Source organism: Chromobacterium sp. FG89, from assembly GCF_057808735.1.
The window spans coordinates 78,085-93,745 of record NZ_JBMDIQ010000009.1; the positions used below are offsets into that span (position 1 = coordinate 78,085).

Annotated in this window: 16 protein-coding genes; 10 read left to right on the forward strand and 6 right to left on the reverse strand. The window is 68.0% G+C overall.

Annotated features, from left to right (window positions below; all coding sequences use genetic code 11):
- The first annotated feature begins 5 nt into the window (after positions 1-5).
- Positions 6-608: a cob(I)yrinic acid a,c-diamide adenosyltransferase gene (gene cobO / locus ACODRW_RS11045; RefSeq protein ID WP_488905755.1), complete on the forward strand. Its 603-nt coding sequence runs from the start codon at positions 6-8 to the stop codon at positions 606-608.
- Entirely contained in the window at positions 608-1,900 is a 1,293-nt protein-coding gene (locus ACODRW_RS11050; RefSeq protein ID WP_488905756.1) for a cobyrinic acid a,c-diamide synthase CobB, read from the forward strand. Before cobO ends, ACODRW_RS11050 begins: the two co-directional genes overlap by 1 nt.
- 49 nt (positions 1,901-1,949) lie before the next feature.
- On the opposite strand, the gene ACODRW_RS11055 is transcribed toward ACODRW_RS11050, so the two are convergent.
- The 4 genes from ACODRW_RS11055 to ACODRW_RS11070 form a co-directional block, all read right to left on the reverse strand.
- Entirely contained in the window at positions 1,950-3,710 is a 1,761-nt protein-coding gene (locus tag ACODRW_RS11055; protein ID WP_488877554.1) for a putative bifunctional diguanylate cyclase/phosphodiesterase, read from the reverse strand.
- Between the two features lie 5 nt (positions 3,711-3,715).
- Positions 3,716-4,162, reverse strand: coding sequence for a response regulator (locus tag ACODRW_RS11060; protein ID WP_227108433.1), 447 nt, complete (start codon positions 4,160-4,162; stop codon positions 3,716-3,718).
- The gene (locus ACODRW_RS11065; RefSeq protein ID WP_488905757.1) at positions 4,159-5,631 is read right to left on the reverse strand and encodes a sensor histidine kinase; all 1,473 of its coding nucleotides are present in this window, start codon (positions 5,629-5,631) and stop codon (positions 4,159-4,161) included. The genes ACODRW_RS11060 and ACODRW_RS11065 overlap by 4 nt, the downstream gene beginning before the upstream one ends.
- Before the next feature lie 104 nt (positions 5,632-5,735).
- Positions 5,736-6,545 carry an IclR family transcriptional regulator domain-containing protein gene (locus ACODRW_RS11070; protein WP_488905758.1) on the reverse strand — a complete coding sequence of 270 codons (810 nt, stop codon included), beginning with the start codon at positions 6,543-6,545 and terminating at the stop codon, positions 5,736-5,738.
- 170 nt (positions 6,546-6,715) lie between these two features.
- On the opposite strand from ACODRW_RS11070, the gene ACODRW_RS11075 reads away from it, so the two are divergent.
- The 4 genes from ACODRW_RS11075 to pcaD all read left to right on the forward strand — a co-directional run bounded on the left by ACODRW_RS11075 (position 6,716) and on the right by pcaD (position 10,117).
- A complete protein-coding gene (locus ACODRW_RS11075; RefSeq protein WP_227108439.1) occupies positions 6,716-7,408 on the forward strand; it encodes a 3-oxoacid CoA-transferase subunit A in 693 nt (230 codons plus the stop codon).
- Positions 7,401-8,060, forward strand: a complete 660-nt coding sequence (locus ACODRW_RS11080) for a 3-oxoacid CoA-transferase subunit B (RefSeq protein ID WP_488905759.1) — start codon at positions 7,401-7,403, stop codon at positions 8,058-8,060. Before ACODRW_RS11075 ends, ACODRW_RS11080 begins: the two co-directional genes overlap by 8 nt.
- A complete protein-coding gene (gene pcaF / locus ACODRW_RS11085; RefSeq protein WP_488905760.1) occupies positions 8,057-9,259 on the forward strand; it encodes a 3-oxoadipyl-CoA thiolase in 1,203 nt (400 codons plus the stop codon). The genes ACODRW_RS11080 and pcaF overlap by 4 nt, the downstream gene beginning before the upstream one ends.
- Positions 9,260-9,334: 75 nt before the next feature.
- Positions 9,335-10,117 (forward strand): 3-oxoadipate enol-lactonase, encoded by a 783-nt coding sequence (pcaD, locus tag ACODRW_RS11090; RefSeq protein ID WP_488905761.1) that lies wholly within the window; start codon positions 9,335-9,337, stop codon positions 10,115-10,117.
- Between the two features lie 13 nt (positions 10,118-10,130).
- Here pcaD and ACODRW_RS11095 read toward each other — a convergent pair whose 3' ends face one another.
- A complete protein-coding gene (locus tag ACODRW_RS11095; RefSeq protein WP_199225903.1) occupies positions 10,131-10,727 on the reverse strand; it encodes a TetR/AcrR family transcriptional regulator in 597 nt (198 codons plus the stop codon).
- A gap of 139 nt (positions 10,728-10,866) precedes the next feature.
- Here ACODRW_RS11095 and ACODRW_RS11100 point away from each other — a divergent pair, with 139 nt between their 5' ends.
- Positions 10,867-12,063, forward strand: coding sequence for an MFS transporter (locus tag ACODRW_RS11100; RefSeq protein WP_488905762.1), 1,197 nt, complete (start codon positions 10,867-10,869; stop codon positions 12,061-12,063).
- Between the two features lie 60 nt (positions 12,064-12,123).
- Here the strand turns inward: ACODRW_RS11100 and ACODRW_RS11105 are convergent, their stop codons facing one another.
- Positions 12,124-13,026, reverse strand: coding sequence for a LysR family transcriptional regulator (locus ACODRW_RS11105; RefSeq protein ID WP_227108446.1), 903 nt, complete (start codon positions 13,024-13,026; stop codon positions 12,124-12,126).
- Positions 13,027-13,119: 93 nt separating this feature from the next.
- Here ACODRW_RS11105 and ACODRW_RS11110 point away from each other — a divergent pair, with 93 nt between their 5' ends.
- The 3 genes from ACODRW_RS11110 (at position 13,120) to catA (ending at position 15,577) form a co-directional block, all read left to right on the forward strand.
- Positions 13,120-14,271, forward strand: a complete 1,152-nt coding sequence (locus ACODRW_RS11110) for a muconate/chloromuconate family cycloisomerase (RefSeq protein WP_256477411.1) — start codon at positions 13,120-13,122, stop codon at positions 14,269-14,271.
- A 25-nt stretch (positions 14,272-14,296) separates the two neighbouring features.
- Positions 14,297-14,587, forward strand: coding sequence for a muconolactone Delta-isomerase (gene catC, locus ACODRW_RS11115; protein WP_107800049.1), 291 nt, complete (start codon positions 14,297-14,299; stop codon positions 14,585-14,587).
- A gap of 78 nt (positions 14,588-14,665) precedes the next feature.
- Positions 14,666-15,577: a catechol 1,2-dioxygenase gene (catA, locus tag ACODRW_RS11120; protein WP_488905763.1), complete on the forward strand. Its 912-nt coding sequence runs from the start codon at positions 14,666-14,668 to the stop codon at positions 15,575-15,577.
- Positions 15,578-15,661: the final 84 nt, after the last annotated feature.

Sequence of the window (15,661 nt, forward strand, 5' to 3'; positions counted from 1 at the left end):
ACACGATGAAAACCGATCCGGCATCCCACCAGCGCATGACCGAGAAGCGCAAGGCGGGCTTTGAAAAGAAAAAGGCCGCCGCCACCGGCGAAAAAGGCCTGCTCATCGTCAACACCGGCACCGGCAAGGGCAAGAGCAGCGCCGCCTTCGGCATGGGCTTGCGCGCCGTCGGCCACGGCATGCGCCTGGGCGTGGTGCAGTTCATCAAGGGCGCGCTGCATACCGCCGAGCGCGATCTGCTGGGCGGCTTCGACAACTGCGACTTCCACACCATGGGCGAAGGCTATACCTGGAACACTCAGGACCGCGAGGCCGACATCGCCACCGCGCGCAAGGGCTGGGAGCAGGCGCTGGCGATGCTGGAGAGCGAGGACTACGAGATGGTGATCCTCGACGAATTGAACGTGGTGCTGAAGTACGAATACCTGCCGCTGGACGAAGTGCTGGCCGCCTTCGCCGCCCGGCCGGCGATGCAGCACGTGGTGGTCACCGGCCGCCATGCGCCGGAAGCCTTGCTTGAGGCCGCGGATCTGGTCACCGAAATGCGCTTGGTCAAACACCCTTACCGCGAGCAAGGCATCAAGGCGCAACGCGGGGTGGAGTTCTGATGACGTCCTTGCGCTGCCCGGCGCTGTTCCTGACCGCCCCCGCCTCGCATCAGGGCAAGACCACGCTGACGGCGGCGCTGGCCCGCCATCACCGCAATCAGGGCCGCCGGGTCCGCGTGTTCAAGACCGGGCCGGACTTCCTGGACCCCTATGTGCTGGAGCGGGCCAGCGGCCACACCGTCTATGGCCTGGACTTGTGGATGAACGGCGAGGACGATTGCCGCGCCCGCCTGTACAAGGCCGCCGCCGAGGCCGACCTGATCCTGATCGAAGGCAGCATGGGCTTGTTCGACGGCACGCCCAGCAGCGCCGATCTGGCCGCCCTGCTCGGCGTGCCGCTGGCGGCGGTGATAGACGCCGCCGGCATGGCGCAGAGCTTCGCCGCCGTCGCCCACGGTCTGGCCAGCTTCCGCCCCGGCCTGGCCTTTCACGGTTTTATCGCCAACCATGTCGCCAGCGATCGCCACGCCGAAATGCTGGCCCAGCAGTTGCCGGCTCATCTGCCCTTGCTGGCCGCGCTGCGCCGGGACGAGGCGGCGCGGCTGCCGGAGCGTCATCTGGGCCTGGTGCAGGCGCAGGAGATCGCCGACCTCGACGTGCGTCTCGAGCGCATGGCGGGCCAGATCGCCGCCACCGCCTTAGCCGCGCTGCCGCCGGCGGTGGCCTTTCCCCCCGCCGCGCCCGCCGAGCCGCCAAAACTGCTGGCCGGCCGGCGCATCGCCATCGCCCGCGACGCCGCCTTCGCCTTTGTCTACCCGGCCAATCTTGAAACGCTGCTCCAGCTGGGCGCGGAGCTGCGCTTCTTCTCGCCGCTGACCGACACGGCGCTGCCGGACTGCGACGCCGTCTACCTGCCCGGCGGCTATCCGGAGCTGCATCTGGACACGCTGTCCGCCAACACCGCGCTGAAAGCGGGGCTGCATGGACATATAGCGGCCGGCAAGCCGCTCTACGCCGAGTGCGGCGGCATGCTCTATCTGCTGGACCGGCTGACCCGTCGCGACGGCGACAGCGCGTCTATGCTGGGCCTGCTGCCCGGCCGCGCGGTCCTTCAAGACAGGCTATGCGGGCTGGGACTTCAGCAAATGACCTTCCCCGGCGGCGCGCTGCGCGGCCACACCTTCCACTACACCCGGCTGGACACGGCGCTGGAGCCGATCGCCCGCGCCGCGCGCGCCAGCGGCGCCGGAACCGGCGAGGCCTTGTACCGCAGCGGCAGCCTGTTGGCCAGTTATTTCCACGCCTATTTCCCGTCCAACCCCCGCGCCGCGGCAAGCCTGTTTCTACCCTGAACCGTTGCCTGAGCCCTTGCCCGCGATCCGAGACGCGGCCGGCTCGCCTTCATGACTTGCCTTGCTCCCAGGTCTCCCACCACGACAAGACCTTGGCGGCCGGCATCGGCTTGGCGATGCTGAAGCCCTGGGCCAGGCAGCAACCCAGTTGCATCAAGACCGGCCAATACTTTTTACGCTCAACGCCTTCGACAATGAAGTCAATGGCGCGGCTTTGACAGAAGACCGCCATGCACTGAATCAAGGAGGCGTTGAAGGAGCCAGGCTCCAAGTCCTGCGCAAACGCCTTGTCCAGCTTGATCTCGGTGATGGGGCAGCTTTTCAGGTAGGTAAAGGAGGTGAAGCCCGCGCCGAAGTCGTCTATCGACAAGGACACGCCCTGAGCGTGCAGTTGTTCTATCATTTCCTTGGCCTTGACCGGGTTGATGACCAGCGCGGTTTCCGTCAACTCCAGCACCAGCAGGCTGGGCGGAACCTTGTAGAGCGCCAGCCGCGCCATCACTTCTTCGACAAACCGATTGTCCTCCAGCATGCGCGCGGAAATGTTCACCGCCACCTTGAACGGCTTTTGTCGCTGGCTGATCCAGCTTTGTTGCTGGGACAGCACCAGCTCCAGCGTCAGATAAGTGAAACGGCTCAAGAGATTGCATGACTCCAGCGTGGGCATGAAGTCGTCGGGGTTCACTCGCCCTTGCGCCGGGCTGTTCCATCTGACCAGGGCTTCGAAACCCACCACCTCCTCGGTATCCAGCCTGACCTTGGGCTGATAATGCATTTCCAGCTCGCCTTGCTGGATCGCCCGGGTCAATTGCGTGATCAAGGCCTGGGTGGTTTGCCCCGCCTTGGGCCAGGGCTTGTCGTTTTCTCCCGCGTACAAGGCGACGGCGCCCAGATGGCTCTTGGCCTGATACATCGCGATATCGGCGCGGGACAGCAATTGGGCGGGATCGCAGCCGTGCTGCGGGCACATCGCCACGCCGAAGGACGCGCCTATCGACAAGGCGTGCTCGCCCACCAGAATGGGCGCGTCCAGCGTATGGCCCACTTTTTCCGCCATGGCCAGCGCGCATTCCGCGCTATCCACTTCCAGCAGCAAGGCGGCGAATTCGTCGCCGCCCAGGCGCGCGATGGTGTCCGAGCCGCGCAGCAGGGTGGCGAAACGCGCCCCCACCTCCCGCAGCACCAAATCCCCGGCCTGATGGCCCAGCTTGTCGTTGACCTCCTTGAAGCGGTCCAGGTCTATCATCAGCACGGCGAACGGCAGTTGATTGCGAGCGTGCAAGGCGCACAGCTGATCCAGGCGGTCGAGAAACAGATTGCGGTTGGGCAGATCGGTCAGCGAGTCGTACAGGCTGCGGTGTTGCAGCAGTTGTTCGGTTTCGCGCAGCTTGGCCTGTATCGCCGCCACCCGCACGCCGTCGCTGATGGTCTGGCGCAGGCGGTCCTCGGTCAGTTCGAACTTGGGCAGGTATTCGTAGACGCCCAGCTTGATCGCCTCGGCGGCGATGCGTTCATTGCCGGTGCCGGTGACCGCCACGATCAGACAGGATTGGTTGCGTTGCTGGATGGACGGCACCAGTTCGCGGCCGTCGCCGTCGTCCAGCTTGAAGTCCAGAAACACAAAGTCGAACAACTCCCGGCCCAGCAGCTTCAAGGCGCTGGCCTTGGAGTCCGCTTCCAGAATCTGGGAGCACAGGGCGTTTCGGTGCAGCAGGCGGATGATGCGCTCGCGGTCGACGTCGTCGTCGTCCACCACCAGCACGCTGACTTGCGGCGGCGTTTCCAACAGGCATTCGACGTCGTCGATCATCTTGATTACCGGGCGGGTAAAACCACGGACTGGGCGTAGGAATGCAGCAGCTCCATCAGTTTCACGAACTGCGGGCCCACGGCGGACTTCATCATATAACCCGCCACGTTTTCCTCGTAGGCGCGCATGCGGTCCGCGTCCCGCGAGGAGGTGGTCAGCACGAAGATCACCGAGTTGCGCAGCTGGCTGTCCGCGCGGATGGTTTCCAGGAATTGAAAACCGTCCATGCGCGGCATATTGAGATCCAGCAGGATCAGAAAGGGGCTGGTGATCCGCTTGCTGTCGTGCGCGCCGCGCAGGATTTGCAAGGCCTCCAGGCCATCGCAGGCGGTGACCATCTTGCATTCAAGCCCTTGACGGCGCACGCCGCGCAAGACGCCCTCAATGGCCACGTCGTCGTCGTCCACCAGCAAAACCGTGATATCGCTCGCTACCGCCACGCTTGCCATCATCCCACCTCCTTGAGCGGAAACCGCGGCCAGCGGATGCGGAAACAGGCGCCGCCCAGCGTGCCGTGTCTATCCAGCACCACCGTGCCGCCATTGCTATTGACCATTCGACGCGTCACCGCCAGCCCCACTCCATGCCCCTCCGCCTGGCTGCTGGCGCGGTGAAACAGCTTGAAAATGCGTTCTTCCGAGCCTGGCGGCACGCCTACGCCGTCGTCTTCCACCGTGAACAGATTGAAGCGCCCGTCCTCCTCCACCGCGATGCGGATCACGCCCTTGCCGCCGCCGTGATGCTTGCAGGCATTGGACAGCACATTGCGGATCGCCAGCGACAGCGGCGTGCGCGCGGCGGGAAACGGCCGGGCCTTGATTTCCACTTCCACTTGAAAGCCCGGGGGGATATCGAGCATCTCCAGGGTCTCGCGCACCAGCAGGCCGGGATCGACTTCCTCGACGCGTTCGTCCTGGCGCCCGGCCCGCGCGTATTCCAGCAAGTCTTCTATCATGCGTTCGGCGCGGGCGATGCGTTCCTCGGCGCGGACAAAGTTTCTCTCGATGTCCGCGCTCAACTGGGACGGGTCCAGGTCTTCGCGTATCCAGGAGATCAGGTCGGCAATGCCGCGCAAAGGCGAGCGCAAATCATGGGAGGCCACATAGGTGAACTCCTCCAGCTGAGCGTTGGCCTGTTGCAGCGTCTCCTCAAATTTCTTGCGCAGGGAGATGTCGGTGATCGCGGCCAGCACCAGCCGCTCTCCTTCCGTTTCCAGCGGGGTCAAGCCCACTTCCACCGGGAATTCGCTGCCGTTCTTATGCTGGGCCAGCAGATCGCGCCCCGAGCCCATCGCCCGGACTTCCGGCGCCTTGGCGAAGGCGGCCCGCAAAGCCGGGTGGCCCTGCCGCACGCGTTGCGGCAGCAGCACCTCCACCGGCTGGCCGGTCAACTCTCCCGGCGAGTAGCCGAACAGGGCGTCCAGCGCCTGGTTGGTCATTGAGATCTTGCCGTCCGCGCCCGCCATCAGCAGGCCGATGGGCAGCGAGGCCACCACCTTGGCGAAGCGATGCTCCAGCCGGCGCCGCGGCGTGATGTCGCTGACAAAGGCCACCGCGCAGATTTCATCTTCGTGCGGCATGGAGCCGAGGCCGATTTCAATGGGAAACTGGCGGCCATCCGCATGCTGGGCGAACAGCTCGCGGCCGCTGCCCATGGTTCTGGGCGTGGGATGGGAGAAAAACAGCTGGCGAAAATCGAGATGGCGTTCGCGGATATCGGCCGGCAGCAGCATTTCCACCGCCTGGCCCAGCAACTGGGCCTTGCTGTAGCCAAACATATTCTCCAGCGCGCTGTTGACGTAGAGCATGCGGCCGTCGGCCGCCACCACCAGCACGCCCACCGGAGCGGCCTCCACCACGGAGGCCAGCCCGGCATTGCCGGAAGCGCCGGCGGGCGCCCTTTCCGGAAATTTGAACGACATGACAGCCTGCTTTCGCCTATGTCTTATTGCTGTAGGTTTAGCATAGGGTTTTCCGCCGCGCAGTTAATTCTGATGTCCTATCCGCGTCGTTCTCGCCGCGCGGCTCACACCGCCAGCAGCGCCAGTTCCGCCGCGGCCTCGCGCAGCACCGGCAAGATGCGCAGCAGCAAATCCTCGCGGCTGACGCGCGCCGCCTGCACCCCCACATTGATGGCCGCCGCGGCGCGGCCGTCGACGCCGATGATGGGCACGGCGATGGAGCGCAGGCCGATTTCCAGCTCCTGATCGATGATGGCGTAACCCTGCTCCGCCACCCGCGCCAGTTCCGCCTCCAGCGCCGGCCGCTCAATCAGGGTGTGCGGCGTGTGCCGGACCAGCCGCGCCCGGTCCAGCAAGAGGGCGAGTTCCGCGGCGGGCAGCCGGCTCAGCATCGCCCGGCCCATCGAGGTGCAGACCGCCGGCAGGCGGCTGCCGATGTCCAGATCCACCGTCATGATGCGGCTGGTGAAGGCGCGCGCGATGTAAAGGATGTCGTCGCCGTCCAGAATGGCGATGGAGCTGGATTCGTTGACGCTGCTGCTGACGTGGCGCAGCACCGGCTGGCCGGCGCGCGCCAGCGGCGTGGAGCCCAGATAGGCGTGGCCCAGTGCCAGGATGCGCGGCCGCAAGGCGAAATGGCGGCCGTCCTCGCTGTCCACGAAACCCAGCTTGGCCAGGGTGTACAGGCAGCGCCGCACCGCCGCGCGCGGAATGCCGGTGCGCTGGCTGATCTGCGAGGTGGACAACAGGCGGCGCTGCGCCGAGAACGCCTGAATCACCGCCAGGCCGCGCGCCAGCGAGGCCATGTAATTGGGATCGCCGCTGAAGTTCTCTTCCACGCCCTCCTCGGCCGCCGCCTCTTGCCACTGTTGCATCTTGTCACCTTTTATCGTCGTTGAGCGATCACCGCACACTATTGCGATCATCGTATTGACCCTGCGGCAGGCCGGCAAGCATGCTGAATGCGCGATTAAAAACATATCGTTCGATAATCGCACAAAATCCTTTCCATTCATGGCTGCACGCAGCCCGCAAAGGACAGTCGATGATAGATAAAACGGTAAGCTCGGCCGCAGCCGCCATTGCCGACATCCACGACGACGCCACAGTGATGATCGGCGGCTTCGGCGTCGCCGGCCAGCCGGCGGAGTTGATAGACGCGCTGATAGACCACGGCGCGCGCAATCTCACCATCGTCAACAACAACGCCGGCAACGGTGAGGCCGGCCTGGCCGCGCTGCTGCGCGCGCGCCGGGTGCGCAAGATCGTCTGCTCGTTTCCGCGCCAGGCGGATTCCCAGGTCTTCGACGCGCTCTACCGCGCCGGCGACATCGAACTGGAACTGGTGCCGCAGGGCAATCTGGCCGCCCGCATCCAGGCCGCCGGCGCCGGCCTGGGCGCCATCTTCACCCCCACCGGCTACGGCACCCTGCTGGCGGAAGGCAAGGAAACCCGCCGCATCGCAGGCCGCGACTATGTGCTGGAATACCCGATCCACGCCGACTTCGCGCTGATCAAGGCCTGGCGCGGCGACCGCTGGGGCAATCTGCAATACCGCAAGGCGGCGCGCAATTTCGGCCCCATCATGGCCGCCGCCGCGCGCCAGACCATCGTCCAGGTGGGGCAGTTGCTGCCGCTGGGCGAAATGGACCCGGAAACCGTGGTGACGCCGGGCATCTTCGTTCACAAGCTGGTCTGCGTCGCCGGCCAGCCCATGCAAGGAGGCCGGCATGCATAAGCGACTGGACCGCGAACAGATGGCGGCGCGGGTGGCCCGCGACATCCCCGAGGGCGCTTACGTCAACCTGGGCATAGGCCTGCCCACCCGGGTGGCCGACTATCTGCCGCCGGAACTGGACATCTTCCTGCACAGCGAGAACGGCCTGCTGGGCATGGGCCCGGCGCCGGAACCCGGCCAGGCGGACCCGGACCTGATCAACGCCGGCAAGGAGCCGGTCACCCTATTGCCCGGCGGCTGTTTCTTCCACCACGGCGACTCCTTCGCCATGATGCGCGGCGGCCATCTGGACATCTGCGTGCTGGGCGCCTTCCAGGTGTCGCGGCGCGGCGATCTGGCCAACTGGCACACCGGCGCGGCGGACGCCGTCCCGGCAGTGGGCGGCGCGATGGACCTGGCCATCGGCGCCAAGCGGGTCTTCGTCATGATGGAGCATCTGAACAAGCAGGGAGACTGCAAGCTGGTGGAAGCCTGCAGCTACCCGCTGACCGGCGTCGGCTGCGTGCACCGGGTGTATACCGATCTGGCGGTGATCGACCTCAGCGACGGCGAGCTCTTGGTGCGCGAATGCGTGCCCGGCCTGGATTTCGCAGAACTAGAGCGGCTGACGCCGCTGCCCCTGACCGACGCCCGCCAAGGAGAGACGCCATGAGCCCGGCCTATATCTGCGACGCCATCCGCACCCCCTTCGGCCGCTACGGCGGCGGCCTGTCCGCCCTGCGCGCCGACGATCTGGCCGCCCTGCCGCTGAGCGCGCTGCGACAACGCAACCCGGGCGTGGACTGGGACTTGCTGGACGATGTGCTCTACGGCTGCGCCAACCAGGCCGGCGAGGACAACCGCAATGTGGCGCGCATGGCCGTCTTGCTGGCCGGCCTGCCGCCGTCCACACCGGCCAGCACCGTCAACCGCCTGTGCGGCTCCAGCCTGGACGCCATCGGCCAGGCCGCGCGCGCGCTCAAGAGCGGCGAGGCCGAGCTGATGATAGCCGGCGGCGTGGAAAGCATGAGCCGCGCGCCCTATGTGATGGGCAAGGCGGACAGCGTCTTCGCCCGCAATCTGCGCATCGAGGACAGCACCATGGGCTGGCGCTTCGTCAACCCGCTGCTGCGCGAGCGCTACGGCGTGGACTCGATGCCGGAAACCGCGGAAAACGTGGCCGAACAATTCCGCATCTCGCGCGCGGATCAGGACGCCTTCGCGCTGCGCAGCCAGCTGCGCGCCGCCGCCGCGCAGGAAGCCGGCCGGCTGGACGACGAGTTGATGGAAGTGACGATTCCGCGGCCCAAGGGCGAGCCGCTGCGTGTTGTCCGCGACGAACATCCGCGCGCCACCTCGCTGGAGGCGCTGGCCCGGCTCAAGGGCGTGGTGCGGCCCGAGGGCAGCGTTACCGCCGGCAACGCCTCCGGCATCAACGACGGCGCCGCCGCCTTGCTGCTGGCCAATGAGGCCGCGCTGAAACGCCATGGACTGACGCCGCGCGCGCGGGTGCTGGCCATGGCCTGCGCCGGCGTGGAGCCGCGCATCATGGGCTTCGGACCGGCGCCGGCGATACGCAAGGTCTTGGCTCTGGCCGGGCTGCGCCTGGAACAGATGGACGTGATCGAGCTGAACGAGGCCTTCGCCGCCCAGGCGCTGGCGGTGCTGCGCGAACTGGGCCTGCCGGACGATGCCGAACACGTCAATCCCAACGGCGGCGCCATCGCCCTGGGCCATCCGCTGGGCGCCAGCGGCGCGCGGCTGGCGGCCACCGCGCTCTATCAGTTGCAGCGCGGCGGCGGCCGCTACGCCTTGTGCAGCATGTGCATAGGCGTGGGGCAAGGCATCGCGCTGATCATGGAGCGCGTCTGAGCACCGGTTAAGATGTCGCGGCGGGACGCCGCCCCCGCGGTTTTGAAATCCCAGGCATAGATAAGGAGATCCGCCATGCCCATGCTGAAACTCGGCACGCACGCGCTGCGCTACCAAGTGGACGGGCCGGCCGGCGCGCCGGCGCTGCTGCTGTCCAACTCGCTTGGCACCACGCTGGAAATGTGGCGGCCGCAACTGGCGGCGCTGAGCCGCCGCTACCGCGTGCTGCGCTACGACGCGCGCGGTCACGGCGGCAGCGGCGTCGGAGCCGTTCCGCCCCGGCTGGCCGACCTCGCCGGCGACGCGCTGTCCTTGCTGGACGCGCTGGACATCGAGCGCGCTCATTTCTGCGGCATTTCGATGGGCGGCCTCACCGGCCTGTGGCTGGGCGCGCACGCGCCGGAACGCCTGCAATGCCTGGTGGTCAGCAATAGCGCCGCCAAGATAGGCGCAAGCGAAGCCTGGCGGCAACGCGCCGCCCAGGTGCGCGGCGGCGGCCTGGCCGAACTGGCCGCCAGCGCGCATCAACGCTGGTTCAGCGCCGACTTTTGCGCCCAGGCGCCGGACATCGTCGAGCAGGCGCGCGCCTGGCTGGCGGCCACCGCGCCGGACGGCTACGCCGCCTGCTGCGAGGCGCTGGCCGACGCCGACCTGCGCGCGGACTTGCCGCGCATCGCCGCGCCCGCGCTGCTGATCGCCGGGCTGCTCGATCCGGTGACCACAGTGGCTGAGGCGGAAGCCATGGCCGCGGCGATGCCGAACGCCCGCCTGGCGCGGCTGCCGGCCTCCCATCTGTCCAATCTGGAAGCGCCGCTCGCCTTCGAGCGGGCCTTGCTGGACTTTCTGGACGCGGCCTGAGCCGTCCGATTGTTCAGCCGGCCGCGCCTAGCCGCAGGCCTTCCAGCAAGGGCTCCAGCGCGTCCAGCGTCTGGGCCAGCGCCTCCGCCGGCCGCTCGGCGCCGGACGCCCAGCCGGCGCCTTCCACCAGCGCGCCGTTGATCAGCCGCGCCAGCGCCTGCGGGTCGGCGCGGCGGATCAGGCCGGCGTCCATCAAGGCGCGCAAACGCTCGGCGATATTGCTCACGCACTGCCGCTGGCCGGCCTGCGCGTACTCCGCGCCCAGCGCCGCCGGCGCGTCGCGCAGCAGAATGCGCTGCGCCTCCGGCTGGGTGGCCGCTTGCAGATACGCGCGGCAGCGGCGCTTGAAGCCCTGCCACGGGTCCGCCGCCTCGCGCTCCGCCAGCGCCAGGCCGGCCTCGATCTCGGCGTCCAATTCTTGGGCCACCGCCAGCAACAAGCCTTTCTTGTCGCCAAAGTGGTGGTAGAGCGCGCCGCGGGTCACGCCGGCCGCGGCGGTCAGCTCGTCCATCACCGTGGCCGCATAGCCGTCGGCGCCAAAGCTGCGGCGCGCGGACAGCAACAGCCTGCGCCGGGTTTCCTCCATGGCTTCGCTGCGTGTTTTGCTCATCATCCCGCTCCCCTGTTTCCGCATTGACCGTCGCGCCGCTGTTGACATACGGCGCGTATGTCAATTAGTTTAGCATACGTCGCGTATATTAAAACAGCGGACCAGGCGAGATCAGCGCCGTCCGCCACAAGGAAACCCGATGGCCAACCCCTACCTCAGCCTGTTCTCCCACCCCGGCAGCCTGGCCTTCTCCGCCGCCGCCTGGGTGGCGCGCATGCCCATTTCCATGACCGGCATCGGCATCATCACCATGTTGTCGCAAACCTCGGGCTCCTACTGGCTGGCCGGCGCCGTCGCCGCCACCTTCACCTTTTCGATGGCGCTGCTGGCGCCGCAGGTGTCGCGGGCGGTGGACCGCTACGGCCAGCGCCGGGTCTTGCCCGCGGCCACCGCGCTCAGCGTGGCGGCGATGCTGTCGCTCCTGTTCTGCAGCTGGGCGCAATGGCCGGCCTGGACGCTGTTCGTCTCCGCCGCCTTCGCCGGCTGCATGCCCAGCATGTCGGCGATGGCGCGCGCGCGCTGGACCGAGATTTACCGCGGCACGCCGCGCCTGCACACCGCGTTTTCGCTGGAATCGGTGCTGGACGAGGTCTGCTTCATCGTCGGCCCGCCCATCGCCGTGGGCCTGAGCGTGGCGGCGTTTCCGCAGGCCGGCCCGCTGCTGGCCGCCGCCTTGCTGGCCGGCGGCGTCGCCGCCTTCTGCGCGCAAACCGGCACCGAACCGCCGGTGCACCCCGAAACCCAAGAACGGCGCGGCTCCGTCGCCGCCCTGGCCGGCATGCGGGTGCTGATCCTGGCCCTGGTGGCGCTGGGCGCCATCGCCGGCGCCGTGGACGTGATCAGCGTCGCCTTCGCCCAGCAGCAGGGACAGCCGGCGGCGGCCAGCATCGTCTTGTCGGTGTACGCGATAGGCTCTTGCCTGGCCGGCCTGCTGTTCGGCGCGCGCAAGGCCAGCATGCCGCTGGCGCGGCTCTTCGTCTGGGCGGCCGCCGCCACGGCGCTGGCCACCCTGCCCTTGCTGCTGGTCTCCAATCTATGGATGTTGAGCGCCGGCGTCTTGCTGGCCGGCGTGTTCTTCGCGCCCACCATGATCGTGGCCATGGGCTTGGTGGAGGAGATGGCGCCGCCGGCGCAACTGACCGAGGGCCTGACCTGGCTGATCACCGGCCTCGCCAGCGGCGTGGCGCTGGGCGCGGCGGCGACGGGATGGGTGGTGGACCATGTCGGCGTGCGCGCCGGTTTCGGCGTGATCCTGGCCGCCGGCGCGCTGATGGCCGTGATCGCGCTGGCCGGGCAGCGCCGGATAGCCCGCTCTTTGCAAGAGAAAACGGCCTAGGCCGCGGCATCGAACGGCAAGGGCCGCCTCAACCCGCCCCTGCGGCGATGGCGGCCTGCCCTACTCCTCCAGCGCCTCCTCGCGCGGCAGCAGCTCGCGCAATAAGCGCCGGATCAGGGCCAGCTCCTCGGAGCGGTCCCCGCGCCGCGCGCTCATGATCAGCGGCGAGGCCAGGCCTTCGTCCGTCAGCGGCCGGTACACCACGTCGTCGCGGCGCAGCCTCAGCACGCTGGCCGGCACCACGCACACCCCCATGCCGGCGGCCACCAGGCCCAGCGCGGTTTGCAATTCTCGCACCTCCAACGCGTAAGCCGGCTCCAGCGCGCGCTGGCGGAAAGCCGCCAGCACCTGGTCGGCGTAGCTGGGCCGCGGCTGGCGCGGATAGATCAGCACGGTTTCCTCCGCCGCGTCGCGCAGGCGCAAGGGCCCTTCGCGCCGCGCCAGCGGGTGCTCCAGCGGCAAGGCCAGCCACAAGGGCTCCTCGGCCAGCACTTCGCGCTCCACCGCCGGGTCGTCGAACAAGAGCCGGCCGAAGCCCACGTCGATGCGGCCGGCCTTCAGGGCCTCCACCTGCTCCAAGGACGTCATTTCCAGCAAGGACAGCTCGGTGTCGACATGGATGGCGCGGAAGCGGCGTATCACCTCCGGCAAGGGCCGGTACAAGGTGGAGCCGACATACCCTATCACCAGTTGCCGGCGCGCCAGCGCGATCTTGCGCGTCATCGCGCGCATGCCCTGGGCCTGGGCCAGCAGATTGCGCGCCTGGGCGTAGAAGAAACGGCCGGCCTCGGTCAGTTGCAAGGGCCGCGCGCCGCGGTCCAGCAGCAACAGGCCCAGTTCCTCCTCCAGTTGCTGGATCTGCCGGCTTAGCGGCGGCTGGGCGATGTGCAGCCGTTCCGCCGCGCGGGTGAAGTTGAGCTCTTCGGCGACGGCGACGAAGTAGCGCAGATGGCGCAATTCCATTCAATACCTCACAGGTATGGAAGCAGACGAAAACGGTGTTGGACCCGCGGCTCCACAGGCTTGCATGATATCCGAAACCACGGGAGCGCAATCTTGATACCTGATACCGCGATAGACACGGTGGAGACCATTCTGGTCGATCTGCCCACCATCCGCCCGCACCAGCTGTCGGTGGCCACCCTGCGCGGCCAGACGCTGGCCCTGGTCCGCATCCGCTGCCGAGACGGACAAGAAGGCTGGGGCGAGGCCACCACCATAGGCGGGCTGCAATACGGAGAGGAAAGCCCGGAAAGCGTCAAGACCAATATCGACTGCTACCTGGCGCCGCTGCTGCTGGGCGAGGACGCCCGCGACTTCGGCCGCCTGCTGGGCAAGCTGCGCCGCGGCGCCCGCGGCAACCGCTTCGCCAAGTGCGCGCTGGAAACCGCCTTGCTGGACATCCAGGCGCGGCGGCTGGAGGTGCCGCTGAGCGAGCTGCTGGGCGGCCGGGTGCGCGACAGCCTGCCGGTGGCCTGGACCCTGGCCAGCGGCGACACCGGCCGCGACATCGCCGAGGCCGAGGCCATGCTGGAGCGGCGCCGCCACCGCGCGTTCAAGCTGAAGATAGGCTTGCGCGCGCCGGAAGACGACGTGGCCCATGTGCTGGCGATACGCCGCGCGCTGGACGGCCGCGCCGGCGTGCGCGTCGACGTCAACCAGGCCTGGAGCGAGATGCAGGCCGAGCGCGCCATCGCCCGGCTGCAGGACGGCGGCGTGGAGCTGATCGAACAGCCGGTGCCGCGCGAACACCCGGCGGCGCTGGCCCGGCTGGCGCGGCGCTTCGAGGTGCCCATCATGGCGGACGAATCCCTGCACGGCCCGGCGGACGCCAATCAGCTGGCGCGCCGGGACGCCGCCGACGTGTTCGCGGTGAAGATAGCGCAGTCCGGCGGCCTGTTCGCCGCGCGCCAGGTGGCCGAGATCGCCGCCGTCAACGGCCTGGGCCTCTACGGCGGCACCATGCTGGAAGGCGGCATCGGCACCATCGCCTCGGCCCAGTTGTTCTCCACCTTCGAACGGTTGGACTGGGGCAGCGAGTTGTTCGGCCCGCTGCTGCTGACCGAGGAATTGCTGAGCGAGCCGCTCTGTTACCGCGATTTCGAACTGCAACTGCCGTCCGGCCCCGGCCTGGGCGTGCGCCCGGACCCGGACAAGCTGGCGGCCCTGCGTCGCGACCGGACCGCGCCGCGCCTGCACGCGGTCTGACACCCGACCTCCCAAGGAGACCACCATGCTGTTTCATGTGGAAATGCAAGTACAACTGCCGCACGACCTGGACCCGGAGCGGGCGGCGGCCTTGAAGCTGGACGAGCGCGAACGCGCGCAAGCGCTGCAACGCAGCGGCCAATGGCGCCATCTATGGAGGCTCAGCGGCCAGTACGCCAACATCAGCGTATTCGACGTCGCCGACGCCGAAGAACTGCACCAATTGCTGTCCAGCCTGCCGCTGTTCCCCTTCATGCGCATCGAGGTCAGGCCCTTGAACCGGCATCCGTCCAGCATCCACGCCGACGACCGCTAGGCGCCCGCTTTAGCGGTCCACAGCGGCGGCGGCAAAACACAAGACCCCCGCCCCGCCCGTCAACAAAGGAGAAACACCATGGAACGCGCCGAAATCGACGCCCTGCTGCAACGCTTCGACCAAACCGCCAGCGAGCAGGCCAATCCGCGCACCCGCGCCATCGTCAATCATCTGATGCGCGAGCTGTGCTACGCGATCGAGGATTTCGACATCCAGCCGTCGGAGTTCTGGAGCGCGGTGGAGCTGTTGGCCGACGCCGGCCGCAGCGGCGAGCTGGGCCTGATCGTGCCCGGGCTCGGGCTGGAACACTTCCTGGACCTGCGCGCCGACGAGGCCGAACGCAAGGCCGGCCTGCTCGGCGGCACGCCGCGCACCATAGAAGGGCCGCTCTACGTGGCCGGCGCGCCGCTGTGCGAATGCGAGGCGCGGCTGGACGACGGCAAGGACGACGGCGAACCCTTGTTCATGCGCGGCCAGGTGCGGGACGACGCCGGCCGGCCGGTGCCGCACGCGCTGGTGGAGGTATGGCACGCCAACAGCCTGGGCAATTACTCCTACTTCGACCAGACCCAGAGCGATTTCAATCTGCGCCGCGGCATCCGCGCCGACGAGCAAGGCCGCTACCGCTTCCGCAGCATCATGCCCTGTGGCTACAGCGTGCCGCCGGGCGGCGCCACCGACCGGCTGCTGCGGCAGCTGGGCCGTCACGGCCACCGTCCGGCCCACGTGCATTTCTTCGTGTCCGCGCCGGGCTTCCGCAAGCTGACCACCCAGATCAACATCCAGGACGATCCGCATCTGTGGGACGACTTCGCCTTCGGCACGCGCGAAGGGCTGGTGCCGGACGTCCAGCGCGTCAGCGCGCCGGAGGAACTGCGCCAGAGCGGCGTGGGCAAGCCTTTCGCCCGCATCGAGTTCAACTTCACCCTGCACCGCGAAGCGGCTCCGGCCCCCTCCACCGAGGTCAGCCGCGCCCGCGCCCAGGCCTGATGGACCAAGGCTGATGGACTGATTGAAACCGCGGCCCGCCGCCCGGCGCGGCGGGCCCGCCGGAACGCAGAACCTGTTCAAGGA